At 64.8% G+C, this 14,459-nt stretch carries 14 protein-coding genes; 5 read left to right on the top strand and 9 right to left on the bottom strand.

The window, feature by feature from the left end; translation table 11 throughout:
* Nucleotides 1-3: 3 nt before the first annotated feature.
* The 3 genes from C8D04_RS09715 to ftsY form a co-directional block, all read right to left on the bottom strand.
* Entirely contained in the window at nt 4-540 is a 537-nt protein-coding gene (locus C8D04_RS09715; RefSeq protein ID WP_116004657.1) for a hypothetical protein, read from the bottom strand.
* 32 nt (nt 541-572) lie between these two features.
* Entirely contained in the window at nt 573-3,257 is a 2,685-nt protein-coding gene (locus C8D04_RS09710; protein ID WP_116004656.1) for an EAL domain-containing protein, read from the bottom strand.
* 87 nt (nt 3,258-3,344) lie between these two features.
* Entirely contained in the window at nt 3,345-4,442 is a 1,098-nt protein-coding gene (gene ftsY / locus C8D04_RS09705; protein ID WP_347708429.1) for a signal recognition particle-docking protein FtsY, read from the bottom strand.
* A gap of 424 nt (nt 4,443-4,866) precedes the next feature.
* On the opposite strand from ftsY, the gene C8D04_RS09700 reads away from it, so the two are divergent.
* The 4 genes from C8D04_RS09700 to coaD all read left to right on the top strand — a co-directional run bounded on the left by C8D04_RS09700 (nt 4,867) and on the right by coaD (nt 9,023).
* Complete coding sequence (locus C8D04_RS09700) at nt 4,867-6,339, top strand: pitrilysin family protein (RefSeq protein WP_116004655.1); 1,473 nt, start codon at nt 4,867-4,869, stop codon at nt 6,337-6,339.
* A gap of 20 nt (nt 6,340-6,359) precedes the next feature.
* Nucleotides 6,360-7,712, top strand: a complete 1,353-nt coding sequence (locus C8D04_RS09695; protein ID WP_116004654.1) for a pitrilysin family protein — start codon at nt 6,360-6,362, stop codon at nt 7,710-7,712.
* A 35-nt stretch (nt 7,713-7,747) separates the two neighbouring features.
* Nucleotides 7,748-8,371 (top strand): 16S rRNA (guanine(966)-N(2))-methyltransferase RsmD, encoded by a 624-nt coding sequence (gene rsmD, locus C8D04_RS09690; RefSeq protein WP_116006123.1) that lies wholly within the window; start codon nt 7,748-7,750, stop codon nt 8,369-8,371.
* 151 nt (nt 8,372-8,522) lie between these two features.
* Nucleotides 8,523-9,023, top strand: coding sequence for a pantetheine-phosphate adenylyltransferase (gene coaD, locus C8D04_RS09685; protein WP_116004653.1), 501 nt, complete (start codon nt 8,523-8,525; stop codon nt 9,021-9,023).
* A 13-nt stretch (nt 9,024-9,036) separates the two neighbouring features.
* On the opposite strand, the gene C8D04_RS09680 is transcribed toward coaD, so the two are convergent.
* The 4 genes from C8D04_RS09680 to C8D04_RS09665 form a co-directional block, all read right to left on the bottom strand.
* Complete coding sequence (locus tag C8D04_RS09680; RefSeq protein ID WP_116004652.1) at nt 9,037-10,131, bottom strand: putative zinc-binding metallopeptidase; 1,095 nt, start codon at nt 10,129-10,131, stop codon at nt 9,037-9,039.
* A gap of 77 nt (nt 10,132-10,208) precedes the next feature.
* Complete coding sequence (locus C8D04_RS09675) at nt 10,209-10,523, bottom strand: BON domain-containing protein (protein ID WP_116004651.1); 315 nt, start codon at nt 10,521-10,523, stop codon at nt 10,209-10,211.
* Nucleotides 10,524-10,577: 54 nt separating this feature from the next.
* Nucleotides 10,578-10,742 carry a DUF1328 domain-containing protein gene (locus C8D04_RS09670; protein WP_116004650.1) on the bottom strand — a complete coding sequence of 55 codons (165 nt, stop codon included), beginning with the start codon at nt 10,740-10,742 and terminating at the stop codon, nt 10,578-10,580.
* Nucleotides 10,743-10,962: 220 nt separating this feature from the next.
* Nucleotides 10,963-12,324, bottom strand: coding sequence for a CHASE3 domain-containing protein (locus C8D04_RS09665; RefSeq protein WP_116006122.1), 1,362 nt, complete (start codon nt 12,322-12,324; stop codon nt 10,963-10,965).
* Nucleotides 12,325-12,462: 138 nt separating this feature from the next.
* Between C8D04_RS09665 and C8D04_RS09660 the strand changes: the two genes are divergently transcribed.
* Complete coding sequence (locus tag C8D04_RS09660) at nt 12,463-13,095, top strand: response regulator transcription factor (RefSeq protein ID WP_116004649.1); 633 nt, start codon at nt 12,463-12,465, stop codon at nt 13,093-13,095.
* A 44-nt stretch (nt 13,096-13,139) separates the two neighbouring features.
* On the opposite strand, the gene C8D04_RS09655 is transcribed toward C8D04_RS09660, so the two are convergent.
* Nucleotides 13,140-13,535 (bottom strand): response regulator, encoded by a 396-nt coding sequence (locus C8D04_RS09655; RefSeq protein WP_116006121.1) that lies wholly within the window; start codon nt 13,533-13,535, stop codon nt 13,140-13,142.
* 142 nt (nt 13,536-13,677) lie between these two features.
* Complete coding sequence (locus C8D04_RS09650; RefSeq protein ID WP_116004648.1) at nt 13,678-14,427, bottom strand: HesA/MoeB/ThiF family protein; 750 nt, start codon at nt 14,425-14,427, stop codon at nt 13,678-13,680.
* Between the last annotated feature and the right edge of the window lie 32 nt (nt 14,428-14,459).

Here is a 14,459-nt window from a genome sequence, read left to right as displayed (position 1 = left end):
GCGTCAGACCGCCAGGTCAATCTGTTGCACGGTGCCTGCGCTGCCGTCTTCGCGCAGATAAATGCTGGTCGAGCGCACGGCGCCCAAGGCGCTGCTGTGTTTGCCGCGCAGGGCAAAGGGGCTGTCGGCCGATGCCAGGTGCAGGCTGCTCCAGGTTTCCTCGCGGTGGGTGCGCTGCATATCCAGCAGCAGGGTGAAACGGATTTCCTGCCCGTCGGCGGTACGTACAACGCCTTCGGCAGCGAATGGGGTGTGTTCCGATTCTTCCACCCGTGTGTGCTGCTCGACCACCAGGCCAAAACCGGCACTGCGCGCGGCTTGCGGGGCGGGTGATGGGCTGGCAGGGGCAAACTCCGTGGCAGCGGGCGCCGGTTCGGCCTGCAGGGGGCTGATTTGGGCGAGCACACCGGTCATACGCTCGATCTGGTCGCGCACCATGGCCAGGCGGGGCGTCAGGCTCTCTTGGGAGTCTGCGGGTGTGGTGGCGCGGGTGGCGCCGTGTTGTGCGTGCCGGTGCAGGGCCGAAGAGGTGATTTTCATGGGACACCCTCCATGGCATGGATGGAGGGTTATCAGTCCGGTTGCGGCAGAGCTTGAGCGCTGCGACCGATTGAGCCTGCCAGTACCCTCTGCTCGAAAGCCTCCAGCGGTTCTGGCCGACCAAAGAAGTAGCCCTGGAAGGCCGGGCAGCCGTGCTCCTGCAAAAAGCGGTGGTGTTCTGCGGTTTCCACGCCTTCGGCGATCACGGCCAAGCCCAGTCGACCGGCCAGGGCAATGATGGCGTGGGCGATGGCAGCATCCTTGGGGTCGTGCAGCACGTCGCGCACAAAGCCCTGGTCGATTTTGATCTGGTCCAGCGGCAGGCGTTTGAGGTAGCTCAGCGATGAATAACCCGTTCCAAAGTCGTCCAACGAGAAGCCCAGGCCATGCTGCTTGAGCGCAAGCATGGTGGCGATCACACTGTCCACGTCTTCCAGCAGCAGCGTCTCGGTGAGTTCCAGCTTGATACGTGCCGGGTTGGCGCCCGTTTGCGCCAGCAGTTGCAGCAACTGCGGCACAAAGTCGTCCTGGTGGAACTGGCGCGCGCTCACGTTGATGGCCAGGTTCAGGTGTGCGAACCGTGCGTCTTCGCGCCAGCGTGCCTGCTGGCGCAGGGTGGTTTCCAATACCCAGTGGCCCAAGGGCAGGATGAGGCCTGTTTCTTCTGCCAGGGGGATGAACACGCCTGGCGATACCATGCCCTTGACGGGGTGCACCCAGCGCACGAGTACTTCGGCGCCCGTGACGCGGCTATTGCAGTCCACCTGGGGCTGGTAGAGCAATAGGAACTGCTCAAGGCGCAGACCGGTATGCATTTCAGTCTCTAGCAGGGCACGTTGGTTGACGGCTTCCTGCATATCGGGGTCAAAAAAGCGCAGGGTGTTGCGGCCTGCGTTCTTGGCGCGGTACATGGCCAGGTCGGCCTGCTTAAGCACTTCATCGACCGAGGCATGCGGCTGGCGCAACAAGGTGGCGCCGATGCTCGCAGTCATGTGGTGTTCATGGCCTTGCAGCAGGTAGGACAGCCGCAGCCGCGTCAGCACCTGTTCGCTCACGGTGCGCACCTGGGCGGCGGCTTCGGTGGCTTCGGCGTCCAGGTTTTGCAGCACGAGCACAAACTCGTCCCCACCCAGCCGGGCCACAGTGTCCTGTTCACGTACGGCGCTGCGCAGGCGCCCAGCCACCTCGATCAGCAGCAGGTCGCCGACGTCATGGCCCCGGCTGTCATTCAGGGTTTTGAAGTTGTCCAGGTCCAGAAAAAGTACCGCCGCGTTGAGCCCGGTGCGCGCGCTGCTGGCCATCACCTGCTGCAGCCGGTCGACCAGCAGGCGCCGGTTGGGCAGGCGGGTCAGTGCGTCATAAAAAGCCAGGTAGCGCGCCTCTTCCTCGGCTGCCTTGCGGCCCGAGATGTCGATGTCGATACAGAACAACTCGGGCGCCTGGCCGGGTACGTCGATGCGGGCGTGGCTGGAGAACACTTCCACGGGCGTACCGTCCTTGCGCCGCAGTCGCAGTTCGCCTGGGGGGATGGGGGTTCCGGCGGTGAACATGGCCGCTATGTCTCGGCGTACCGGCTCGTGCATTTCAGCAGGGACGATCAGATCCACCAGGTTCTGGCCCAGCGCCTCCTGTTCGGTGTAGCCATACAGATTTTCGGAGGCCTTGTTCCAGTAGGTGGTGGTGCCATCCGCCAGATAGCCCTGCACGGAAATGGATGGAATATCGCGTAGCAGGGAACGAAAACGCAGTTCGGATTCGCGCAGCGCGTTCTCTGCCGCCAGGCGCTCAGTGATGTCGCGGGCCAAAAAAACCACCGTGGCCTGCCCGTTGACCACCGTACCCAGCGGGCGGGCGCGCCCCTCGAAATGGCGCTGACCCGACAAGGTGTGCATCTGGTATGAGAAGGTTTCCGTCTGGCCGCTGCGCAGTGTTTTGCGGATCAGCGCGAGGAACCGATCGGCCTGCGCTGCAGGCAGCAATTCGTGCACCAGCTTGCCCAACAATTGGGAGGCCGGTATCAGCAGCGGGGCATCGTTGGAAGACAGCACATCGATGTAGCGGCCCTGTGCATCGATCACCAGCAGCACATCAGGCAGGGCCGTGGCAATGGCGCGCAGGCGGGCCGAGCTGTCGATCAGTGCCCGCTCAGTGGCCTGGCGGTTCTCCACATCGCGCAGCAAGATGCCCAGCAAGGCCGTGGCAGGGGTGAACACCAGCAGCAATGGCAGGGCCAGCGTGGCGTTGATGTGCTGCACCATATCCGGCGCAAGCCACTGAAACAGCCCCAGTACCCCCAGGTGCAGCACCAGGCCAAAGGCCATGAGCGTCAGGGGCTGTACATCCAGCCGCCCCCGTGCACGGGCCATGCGGTATCCCAGGCCGAGCAGTGTGGACAACATGATCACCATGACCCCCACAAGCGCCCCGGTGCCTCCGGCCCACAGGCGCCAGGCCATGGCGATCAGTGTCGACAGGGCCGCCACCAAAGGGCCGCCAAACAAACCGGCCATGCTCAAGATCACGGAGCGCGCATCAAAGAAGACTCCTGGCGCCAGTGTCACCGGGTTGAGCATGCCCAACACGCATACGCTGCCAAACAACAACCCTGAAAAGATCTGACCCAGCCAGGGCCAATTTTTCAGCGCACGCATGTTCGCGCCGTGCAAAAAGCACAGTGCCAGCAGCATGGCGACACCTTCGGTCAGTTGCAGAACCATGGCGCATCATCCGCCATCTATTGCTGTGAGTAAACGCAGCCAACCCATTGGTTGACCGCCGCACCCCGGCGCTTGGTCGCTTCTGGATCAGCCCAGCAGGGCCTGGGCGAATTCGCGGGCGTTGAAGGTTTCCAGGTCTTCGAGTTTTTCGCCCACGCCGATGAAATACACCGGAATCGGGCGCTCCTGCGCGATAGCGGCCAGCACGCCGCCCTTGGCGGTACCGTCGAGCTTGGTGACCACCAGGCCGGTGAGTTGCAGCGCGTCGTCGAAGGCGCGCACCTGGGCCAGGGCGTTTTGGCCGGTGTTGCCGTCGATCACCAGCAAGACCTCGTGCGGTGCCGTGGCGTCGGCTTTGGTGACCACGCGGCGGATTTTTTTCAACTCTTCCATCAGGTGTATCTGGGTGGGCAGGCGGCCCGCCGTGTCCACCAGTACCACATCCTTGCCGCGGGCCTTGCCGGCGGTCACGGCATCAAAGCTCACAGCGGCGGGGTCGCCGCCTTCCTGGCTGACGATCTCCACGGTGTTGCGGTCGGCCCAGACACCCAGTTGCTCGCGCGCAGCCGCGCGGAAGGTGTCCGCCGCAGCCAGCAGCACGCTGGCCCCTTCGTTGGCCAGGTGGCGCGTGAGCTTGCCGATGGAGGTGGTCTTGCCTGCACCGTTGACGCCTGCCACCATGATGACAGTGGGGGTGTGCTCACCAATCACCAGGGCCTTTTCCAGGGGGCGCAGCAGGGCGGTCAGCGCGTCGGCCAACAGGCCCTTGACGGCGGCGGGGTCGGTCGTCTTGGATTCCTTGACGCGGCGCTTGAGGTCTTCCAGCAGGTGCTGCGTGGCCTTGACGCCGGTGTCGGCTAGGAGCAGTGCTTCCTCCAGTTCCTCGTACAGCGCATCGTCAATGCGCGTGCCGGTGAAGACCGTGGTGATGCTGGAACCCGTCTTGCGCAGGCCCGATTTAAGGCGGTCAAACCAGCCCTTGCGTTCAGCTGCGGGCGCTTGCGCGGTGGGCGCAGCCGCAGGCAGGGTTGAGGGGGCGGGTGCCACCGCGGTGCTGACCGGAGGCGTTGGCAGGGGATGCTGCGCTGCGAGTGCGGGCGCAGGTGCAGCGACGACAGGTGGCGGCGGCGGCGCCTGAACGGCCGGTGCCGGTGGGGCAGGGGGCTGCGCCTCTGCAGCAGGCATGGCCGGTAAGGGGGCAACGGGCTCTACAACCTGTTCCGGTCGGGGTAGGACGGGTGCGGGCGGAATCTCGGGTGCGGCGATGGGCGCCGTGGAGTCCTTGCTGCCAAACGGCTTGCGCAGCCAGCCAAAGGCGCCGCCTGGGGCGGCGCTGGCCGGGGGCGCGCTCGCTACGGGCTGGGCCGGGGGGGTGGGCGGCAGGTTCGCCGCAGGGAGGGCTGGGGCCGAGGGCTCTGCCGCAGGCACTGACCCGGGTGACGACAAAGGCGCGGGCGTTGTCTCTACCGCGGACGGTGCTGTGACCGCTGGCAGCACCTGCGGCTCGTGCACCTCTGGTGTTGCGGGCGCGGGAGTCTCGGCGGGCGGTGGGGCGGTTTTTTTCTTGAAAAAGCTGAACATTGGCGGGTTCGTAGAATCAGTGCATTCTATGAAACGCGCACTTCCCCTTCTGGGCCTGTTGGCCTGCCTCGCCGCTGGGACTGCCGCTGCGCAGTCTGACCGCCCTTCTCAACCCCCTGCCAAGGGCGCTTCCACGCCCCAGGCTGGAGCCATGCCGTTGCCCGTTTCGCCCTCCGGGGCGCGGCAGTTTCAGCTGTCCAATGGCATGCAGCTCATCGTGCAGCCCGACCGGCGTGCTCCCACGGCGATGCACATGGTGTGGCTGCGGGTGGGCTCGATGGACGAGGTGGACGGCACCTCGGGCGTGGCCCATGTGCTGGAACACATGATGTTCAAGGGCTCCAAGACTGTTCCCCCGGGTGATTTTTCACGCCGTGTGGCTGCGCTGGGGGGTACCGAAAATGCCTTCACCAGCCGCGACTACACGGGCTACTACCAGCAGATTCCCGCGCACCGTCTCGAAGAAGTGATGCGCCTGGAGTCCGACCGCTTCGCCCACAACCAATGGCCCGACGCCGAGTTCCGCAAGGAGATCGAAGTGGTGAAGGAAGAGCGCCGCATGCGCACCGAAGACCAGCCACGCGCCCTGCTGTGGGAGCAATTGGGTGCGGCCGCCCTCGTGGCTTCGCCCTACCGCCGCCCCGTGGTGGGCTGGATGAGCGACCTGGACGCCATGACACCCGACGACGTGCGCCAGTTCCACCGCCAGTGGTACGTGCCTGGCAATGCCACCATCGTGGTGGCGGGCGATGTCGATGTGGCCAAGGTGCGCGCCCTGGCCGAAAAGTATTACGGCAGCATCCCCGCGCGTGCCGTGCCGCAGCGCAAGCCGCGCGCCGAACCCGTCCAGCGTGGCCTGCGTCGCATTGAGGTCAAGGCACCTGCCGAGCAGGCCTATGTGGCGCTGGCGTTTCGTGTGCCGCGCCTGGTCTCGCCCGATGCGCTGACGGCGGACGACCGCGACGCGCTGGCGCTGACGGTGCTTTCGGCCGTGCTCAGCGGCTACGACGGCGCGCGCCTGGAGCGCGCGCTCACCCAGGGGCCGCAGCGCGTGGCCGACAGCGCCGACAGCGGTGCCTCGGTGGTGGGGCGCGGCCCCGCGCAGTTTGTGCTGACCGGGGTGCCTGCACAGGGCAAGACGGCGCAGCAGGTGGAAGACGCCTTGCGCGCCGAAGTGGCGCGCATCGGCCGCGAGGGCGTGGACCCGGCCGAACTCGAGCGTGTGAAGACACAGTGGATGGCCAGCAAGGTGTATAGCCGTGACTCGCTGCAAAGCCAGGCCAGCGAGCTGGGCAGCTACTGGGTCCAGGGTTTTGGGCTGGATGCCGAGGACCGCATGCTGGCGCAATTGCGCACGGTGACAGCCCAACAGGTGCAATCGGTCGCGCAGCGCTATTTTGGTGACGACCAGCTCACCGTGGCCACGCTGCTGCCCCAGCCTCTGGCGGCGGGCGCACAGCGCCCCACCACTGCCCCCGGCAGCGCTGCCCACCGCCATTAAAGGGCTTACGCCCTGCAGGAATGAATATGAATGCTATTAAATACATAGCTACTCGCGCTTTATTTATAAGCGCTGGAGTGGTTTTTTATACCCAATCTGCTTGGGCGCTTCTGCCCATACAGCACTGGCGTGAGCCCAGTGGCGCCCAGGTGTGGCTGGTGGAAAGCCCGGCTATTCCGATGGTCGATGTGCAGATTGACTTTGATGCCGGCAGCCGCCGCGACCCCGCCAACCAGGCCGGTCTGGCCAGCGCCGTGGCCACCATGGCCTCCAAGGGGGTGCGTGCCGGGCGCGGTGCTGCGGCCCTGGACGAGAACGCCCTGGGAGAAGCCTGGGCCGATCTGGGTGCGCAGTTTGAGGTGGGTGCAGGCAAGGATGCGCTGAGCTATTCGCTGCGCTCCCTGACCGAGCCGGACCTGCTCGACAAGGCCGTGCTTCTGGCCGCGCGCCAGATGGCCGAACCCGCCTGGCCGCAAGATGTGTGGGAGCGCGAGCGCGCCCGCTGGACAGCGGCTTTGCGTGAGGCCGATACGCGCCCCGGCACCGTGGCCAGCCAGGCCTTTGCTGCGGCCGTGTACGGCAACCACCCTTACGGCCAGCGCGCCACCGAGGACACTCTGGCGCGCATCCAGCTGGCGGACATGCAGCAGTTCCACACCCGCCATGTGGATGCCTGCCGTGCGCGCGTGCACATCGTGGGGGCTGTCGAGCGCGCCCAGGCGCGGCTGCTGGTGGCAGCCTTGCTGGCGCGCCTGCCGGCCTCCGACCCGTGCCAGGCACTGCCCGCCGTGCCCGAAGTGGCTCCGCTGGTCGCCGCCATGGAAAAAGACATTCCCTTTGCCTCGGCACAAGCCCAGGTGCTCGTTGGCCAGCCTGGCTTCAAGCGCAGCGACCCCGATTTTCTGGCACTGCTCGTGGGCAACCACATCCTGGGCGGTGGCGGATTTGTCTCGCGCCTGACGGAAGAGGTGCGCGAAAAGCGCGGCCTGAGCTACAGCGTGTACAGCGGCTTTGCTCCGGGCCTGCATGCCGGTGCCTTCACCATCGCCCTGCAAACCCGGCCAGATCAGGCAGCGCAGGCCTTGCAGGTGGCGCGTGAGGTGCTGGATCGCTATGTCGCCGAAGGGCCGACCGAAGAGGAGTTGCGTGCCGCCAAGGACAACCTGGTGGGCGGCTTTGCCCTGCGCATCGACAGCAACAGAAAGCTCTTGTCCAACGTGGTGAACATCGCCACCAACGGCCTGCCGCTGGACTACTTGGACGGCTGGACGAAGCGTGTCGAAGCCCTTACCGTGGCCGACATTCGCGCTGCCATGGCGCGCAAGCTCCAGCCAGCACGCATGGTCACCGTGGTGCTGGGAGCGCAGCCATGAGCCGCCGCCTGACCCCCGCGCAGGCCGCTGCCGCCATGCGCCCGAAGCCCCACACTGCCCCTGCAGTGGCCGCCCGGCCCGAGAAAAAACCGGCCACCCCCCAGGGCGTGGGCGAGGTGCGCATCATCGGCGGGCAGTGGAAGCGCACGCGCCTGCCCGTGGCAAACCTGCCCGGCCTGCGGCCCACGCCCGACCGGGTGCGCGAGACACTTTTCAACTGGCTGGGCCAGGACCTGGCGGGCTGGCGCTGCCTGGATGCTTTTGCCGGCACCGGAGCCCTGGGTCTGGAGGCCGCGTCGCGCGGCGCCGCCAGCGTGCAACTGGTGGAGCAGGATGCCGGTTTGGTCGAGCGCCTGCAGCAGCTGTGCCAGCGCCTGAAGGCCAGCACCGTGCAGGTGCGCCGGGGTGATGGCCTGGCCGCTTTGCAGCAAAGCGCACTGGCCAGCCTGGACCTGGTGCTGCTCGATCCCCCCTTTGAAAGCCCGCACTACGAGGCGGCCCTGAAAGCCGCCGCCCGCGCGCTGGCGCCCCAGGGTTTTGTCTACCTGGAGACCGCCACAGCCTGGAGCGACGAGGTACTGGCACCGCTGGGCCTGGCACTGCACCGCCACCTCAAGGCAGGCGCTGTGCACGCGCATTTGCTGCGCGCCCTGGGTTGATGATTTGCTACTTAATTAATAGCTAATAGCGCTTGATGGATAGGCGCTAAAGTCTATTTTTATTAAAACCCTGTTGTGGATGCACACCCTGGCGCAGCGCTGCATAATGCCCACGCCTTGATGGCATTCCCGTCCTTCCGAAAGCCCCGCCATGTCCCTGAACATCCTCGCCGTCTACCCCGGAACCTTTGACCCCATCACCCTGGGCCACGAGGACCTGGTGCGCCGCGCCGCGCAGATGTTTGACCGCGTGATCGTGGCGGTGGCCATGGCCCACCACAAGAAGACGCTGCTCAGCCTGGACGAGCGTATGGAAATGGCGCGCGCCGCGCTGCATGACTGCCCCCAGGTGCAGGTGGTGCCCTTCGAGGGGCTGGTGACCGAATTTGCTGCTGCGCACGGCGCCAAGGCCATGCTGCGGGGGCTGCGCTCGGGCACCGATTTTGACTACGAGTTCCAGCTGGCCGGCATGAACCGTGCGCTGGCGCCGCAGATCGAAACCGTGTTCCTCACCCCTTGCAGCCAGCACCAGTTCATCAGCAGTACGCTGGTGCGCGAGATTGCCACGCTGGGGGGCGATGTGGCGCAGTTTGTCTCGCCCGTGGTGCACGAGGGCCTGCTGCACAAGCTGGGCCGCTCGGCAGCTGCCTGAATCCAACCGGGGTTCAGGTGCGGGCTGCGGGCATGCTGCTGCCTTGCGCGATGGTGTCGTGCACAAAACGCAGTTTGCACAGCGCGCCTGCGGACAGTGCAAACGGGTAGGCGTCCTGCTGGCCCAGGCTGCGGTTCAGGCTGTTGAGCAGCAGAGTGAGCGGCACCCATTGCCGCACCATGGTGTCAAACCCTGGCGCAGGCTGGGTGAAGGGGTTGGCCACATGCTCGCGCGGCCCGGCGTTGGCGCCAGGCACGTTCAGGCCGGTGGCGTAGGCGGCGGCTGTTTCCAGCAAATCCACCATGTGCAGGTAGTGCGCCCAGGTTTCGGCCCAATCTTCCCACGGGTGGGCGGCGGCGTAGGCGCTGACATGGTGGGCGCTCCAGTCGGTGCGGGCGCCTTGGGCGTAATGCGTTGATAACGCCTGCGCGTAATCCTGCCGCTCGTCGCCAAATACGGCGCGGAAGGCGTCCAGCTTGTCCGTGTCGCGCACCAGCCGGTCCCAGTAAAAATGGCCCGATTCGTGGCGCAGGTGGCCTACCAGCGTGCGAAAGGGCTCGTGCAGCGCAATGCGGCGGCGGGCGCGTTCGTCGTTGTCGGCCTCGGCCACGTTCAGCGTGATGGTGCCGCCATGGTGGCCCGTCACGATGGCCGGTTCGCCCGGCAGGTCGGCCAAAAAAGCGTAGGCAGGGCCCGCATTTGGCGGGGTGTTGTCGTCCGTAGACTGCAGACCGAGCCGCGCCAGGGTATAGAAAAGCTGGCGCTTGGCTTCTTCGATGCGAATCCAGTGCCGCAGGTTGGCGGGGTCGGACAGATCGGGCAATTTGTGCGTCTGGCGGCAGGCAAGGCACAGCAAGTGGGGGCTGGCCGCGGGGACGCCAAAGTTGCAGGCGTCCCAGGTGGTGTGGTTGTAGCAAAGACGGTAGAGCGCGCCCGGTTGTATGGTGCCCAGCCGCCGCCACAGGCCCGCACCCGCTTCAGGTGCCGGGGCCAGCGCCGCCAGGGTCACCTGGTCAGGCAAAAAGGCCAGCGTGCTCCCGCAGTGCATGCACTGCACGCTGTCGAAGAACACCACATGACCGCACTGGCCGCAATTGAAAACCTGCATGGTGCAGAGCTTATACCCCGATGGCTACAACGACAGCGGCCCGCACAAGGCGGGCCGCTGTCAGGAGGGTGCACCGTTTACGGGCGAACCACGATGCTGTTGCGCACTTCGCGCACATGCTTGGTGTTGCGTGCAATGTTTTCTGCCTGATTTTTTTCGGCCTGCGACTTGGCAAAACCCGAAAGCTGTACGGTGCCTTTGAGTGTTTCCACGCTGATTGAGGTGGCGGAGACGGTCTTGTCCTCGGCCATCCGGGCCTTCACGGCAGTGGTGATGCCGGCGTCATCCACATAGGAACCTACGGTCTGCTGGTCGCGGGCCACCGAGCAACCGGCGGAAATAATGGTGGCGCCAGCAAGGGCGGCAAAGGCAAGGGCTCGTGCGAATTTCATGGTTTTTCCTATCAGGGTTGGGATGCAATGCGGGGGGGGGGGGTGGACAGGGCTTTAGCCCCGTTTAAGCAGGCTGAGGACAAAGGTGACCACGGCCATGATGACAAAGACGAAAAAGAGTATCTTGGCGATACCGACGGCTCCGGCAGCAATGCCACCAAAACCAAAAACGGCTGCGATGAGCGCGATAACTAAAAAAACGACGGCGTAATGCAACATGTTCAGCTCCTTATCAATACCAACGCTTGGCTGGCGGGAGACTCCAGTTCTGGATCCAATGTGTTCGCCGGGGCGTTTGATCTGGGACTGGAATGCAGAAGGTGTCAGGCAGTAATGTCTGGACACTTGTCGCTACTTTAGGTGGCACAGTGCAGGCCGGATGCCGGTGCGCGCCGACGCGCCGTGTCAGCAAGGTGGCGTCGGGCGCGTAGGCTGGCGCCTACATCACGGGGGCCGCCACGGCTGCCGGGGTGGGCAGCACCGCCGACACCACGGTGCCCCCCCCGGGGCGCGAAGAAACCGTCAGCCGCCCACCAGCTGCCTCGACCCGCTGGCGCATGCCTACCAGGCCGTGTGCGGTGCGGCTGATCCCCGCAGGGTCGAAGCCTGAGCCGTTGTCGCGGATCTGCACCGCCACATGGGTGGGGTGTTTGTGCACGGTGACCAGTACCTGGCTCGCTTGGGCATATTTGCCGATGTTGGTGAGCGATTCCTGCACCATGCGGTACACGGTGAGTTGCGTGGCATCGGGCAGATCCACGGTGTCCAGACTGGACTGCACTTCGATGCCCGCCTGCTGCGAAAATTCGCGCACCAGGATGTCGATGGCCGCGGTCAACCCCAGATGGGACAGCGATGACGGGCGCAGGTCTTCGATGATGCGCCGTTTGAGCGCAATCACGCTATTGAGGGTTTCGCTCAGGTGCTTGAGGCGTTCGGCCACTTCCGGGGCCTCGGATGTGATGCGTGATTTCAGGCGCGCCACGTCCAGCTTGGCCGCCGTCAGTAGGGCGCCCAGTTCATCGTGCAGTTCGCGGGCCAGGTAGCCGCGCTCTTCCTCGCGCACCTGCTGCAAGTGGTTGGCCAGTTCATTCAAGGAGGCCGTGCGTTCGCGCACCAGGCCTTCGAGGCGCGCCCGTTCTTGCTCCAGCAGCACCTGCTCGCGCTCGTTGGCCCTTTGCAGCGCATTGCTTTGGCGCAGGTACATGTAGAAAGCCAGCAGGCCCACGGCGGTCATCAGGGCAATGCCCAGGCGCGAGAGCTGCAGTGACTGGCTGATTTCTGTCTGGCTGCTTCCCACCTTCTGGGTGCTGCGCGCGATCAGGGCGCGCGCATGGGTGCGGATGGCGTCCATGTTCTGCTTGCCCACATCGGTGGACAGGACGAACTTCCATGCATCCTCCTGGCCCTTGCGGCGCAGGCGCAGGCTCAGCTCCATTTCAGAGAGCTTGCGCGAAATCTGGCGGGACAGCTGCGAAAAGTCTTCCAAGTCTTCTGCCGAACCGAGAACCAGTGTGCGCAGCTGGGTCAGGTTTTCATTCACGGTCGATACGGCGGCTTCGTAGGGTTCGAGGTAGCTTTCCTCCCCCGTCAGCAGGTAGCCGCGGTTGCCGGTCTCGGCGTCCAGCATGCTTTGCAGCAGCCGGTTGACCGAGGCATGTGTGGTCTGGCTGTGCGCGAGATGCTCCAGCGCATCGTGCGAACGCTGGAAGCCCGCCTCGTTGATGCCAATCAGGGTGAGCGCGGCCAACATGGCCATGGGAAGACTGATGGCGATCTTTTGCAGTGAGGGCCAGTGCATGAAATTCTCCAAAGGTCAATGCGAAAAATGGAAATCAGCATAATGTGGCCAGCCTGCTGCGCGCTCTGTTGCTGAATGTGCAGCCAATACAAAAACAACCATGCGTGCAGCCGCGTCTGTATGCGGAAAGTCTGTCCAATGATCAATGTCGGTATCGTGGATGACCATGCGATTGTGCGTTCGGGTCTGCGCCAGTTCTTGAGCGAGCATGTGGATTTGCGGGTGGTGGGCGAGGCGTCCAATGGCCGCGAAGCCATCGACCTGATCCGCAACGCCGAGGTGAATGTGCTGCTTATGGATTTGGCCATGCCGGGGCAAAGCGGGCTCGATGCCCTGGCCATGCTGCGCGCCAAGGCGCCCGACATGGGCATCCTGATCTTGAGCGGTTACCCGGAAACGCATTACGCCATCAGCATGATCCGCCAGGGAGCCAGCGGCTACCTCAACAAGGAGTGCGAGCCCAGCGAGATCGTGGAGGCCATCCGCACCATTGCGCTGGGCCGTCGCTACGTGACGCCCGTGGTGGCCGAACTGTTGGCGCAGCAGCTGCATCGCAAAGACGATGCGCCGGTACATGAGCAACTCTCCGAGCGCGAATTCCAGGTTTTTCTGAAGCTGGCGCGTGGAGAAACAGCGGGTGATATTGCCAAGGCGCTGTCGCTGAGCGTGAAGACGGTGAGCACCTACCGCACGCGCCTGATGGAAAAAATGGGGTTGTCGTCCAACAGTGATCTGACGTACTACGCCTTGAAGAACCGATTGATCGATTGAATTGGCACGGCCCTCTGTGCCTGCGGGGCATGGCCGCGGGAGCATCAGTGGGCACGCACGTCGGGCAGTGCCTTGCCTTGGGCGATGCAGTAGTCGATCAGATCGTCGATTTCGTTGGATTTGTCGAACACGGCATCGACGCCCAGCTGGGCGCAGCGCATGCGGATATCCGGGGTGGCATAGTTGCTGAGCACCACCAGGCGCTGGTGGGGCAGGCGGTTACGACAGGCTGCCAACACACCCAGGCCACTGCCCTGGCGCAAAAAAAGATCAATGATGGCCATGTCCCATTGCGCGGGTTTCGAGGTCAGCCACTGCTTGCCTTCCTCCTCCGTGTCGGCCACCCCCACCGACTCAACAGCCGCCAATTCTTCCAGCGTACCAATCAGGTTCTCGCGGATGGTGGCGTTGTCTTCGACGATGTAGGTTTTGAGCTTCACTGGCGTGTCCATTCCATGGCCGAGGCAAATGTCTCGCAACCGTGGAGTTACTGTACAGGGGGAGTGACCCGGATTGTGCCAGTCGTGGTACCGGCTGGGTGTAGGCAAATTCCTACCCGTGGCTTTTCGCTGCCGTCGCGCTCTACAGTGGCCCGCACACCGGACAAGCGGGGTTGCGCGCAGCGTGCAGGGTGCTCCACTCCATGCGGCGCCCGTCCAGCATCAGCAGCCGTCCGGCGAGCGACGGCCCGGCGCCCGATATCAGCTTGAGCGCCTCGGCGGCCTGCATGGCGCCCACCACGCCGACCAGCGGCGCAAACACGCCCATGGTGGAGCAGGCCACTTCTTCAAACTGGGCCTGCGGGTCGAAGATGCAGGCATAACAGGGTGACTGGGCATCACGCGGGTCGAACACGGAGATCTGCGCATCAAAACGGATCACTGCACCCGCTACCAGCGGCTTGCCCTGGCGCACGCATGCTGCGTTGATGGCCTGGCGCGTGGCGTAGTTGTCAGAGCAGTCGAGTACCACGCTGGCATCGCGCACCAGGCGCTCCAGCAAAGCGGCATCGGCCTGCTGCGCGATGGTGGTGATCCGTACCTCGGGATTGATGGCGTGCACTGCCTGCGCGGCCGACGTGACCTTGGTCTGGCCTACGCGCTCCAGCGTGTGGGCAATCTGGCGTTGCAGGTTGGTCAGGTCCACCGTGTCGTGGTCCACCAGTGTAATCCGGCCCACCCCGGCAGACCCCAGATAAAGGGCTGCGGGGGAGCCCAGTCCTCCCGCGCCGATGATGAGCGCATGGGCCGCCAGGATGCGTTCTTGCCCTTCGATGCCTACCTCGTCGAGCAGGATATGGCGGGAATAGCGCAGGAGCTGGTCGTCGGTCATGGTTTCAGGTGCAGTGGGCAGAAAAAAGGGCC

It is taken from the genome of Simplicispira sp. 125, assembly GCF_003096555.1.
GTDB lineage: Bacteria > Pseudomonadota > Gammaproteobacteria > Burkholderiales > Burkholderiaceae_C > Simplicispira.
The sequence above is the reverse complement of the archived record's forward strand: the minus strand, read 5'-3'. Positions and strand labels throughout refer to the sequence as shown.

Excerpts from the sequence above, each read along its gene's own strand:
- C8D04_RS09715 (WP_116004657.1), bottom strand. The coding sequence starts at position 540 with ATGAAAATCACCTCTTCGGCCCTGCACCGGCACGCACAACACGGCGCC.
- C8D04_RS09710 (WP_116004656.1), bottom strand. The coding sequence starts at position 3,257 with ATGGTTCTGCAACTGACCGAAGGTGTCGCCATGCTGCTGGCACTGTGC.
- ftsY (WP_347708429.1), bottom strand. The coding sequence starts at position 4,442 with ATGCCTGCTGCAGAGGCGCAGCCCCCTGCCCCACCGGCACCGGCCGTT.
- C8D04_RS09700 (WP_116004655.1), top strand. The coding sequence starts at position 4,867 with ATGAAACGCGCACTTCCCCTTCTGGGCCTGTTGGCCTGCCTCGCCGCT.
- C8D04_RS09695 (WP_116004654.1), top strand. The coding sequence starts at position 6,360 with ATGAATATGAATGCTATTAAATACATAGCTACTCGCGCTTTATTTATA.
- rsmD (WP_116006123.1), top strand. The coding sequence starts at position 7,748 with ATGCGCCCGAAGCCCCACACTGCCCCTGCAGTGGCCGCCCGGCCCGAG.
- coaD (WP_116004653.1), top strand. The coding sequence starts at position 8,523 with ATGTCCCTGAACATCCTCGCCGTCTACCCCGGAACCTTTGACCCCATC.
- C8D04_RS09680 (WP_116004652.1), bottom strand. The coding sequence starts at position 10,131 with ATGCAGGTTTTCAATTGCGGCCAGTGCGGTCATGTGGTGTTCTTCGAC.
- C8D04_RS09675 (WP_116004651.1), bottom strand. The coding sequence starts at position 10,523 with ATGAAATTCGCACGAGCCCTTGCCTTTGCCGCCCTTGCTGGCGCCACC.
- C8D04_RS09670 (WP_116004650.1), bottom strand. The coding sequence starts at position 10,742 with ATGTTGCATTACGCCGTCGTTTTTTTAGTTATCGCGCTCATCGCAGCC.
- C8D04_RS09665 (WP_116006122.1), bottom strand. The coding sequence starts at position 12,324 with ATGCACTGGCCCTCACTGCAAAAGATCGCCATCAGTCTTCCCATGGCC.
- C8D04_RS09660 (WP_116004649.1), top strand. The coding sequence starts at position 12,463 with ATGATCAATGTCGGTATCGTGGATGACCATGCGATTGTGCGTTCGGGT.
- C8D04_RS09650 (WP_116004648.1), bottom strand. The coding sequence starts at position 14,427 with ATGACCGACGACCAGCTCCTGCGCTATTCCCGCCATATCCTGCTCGAC.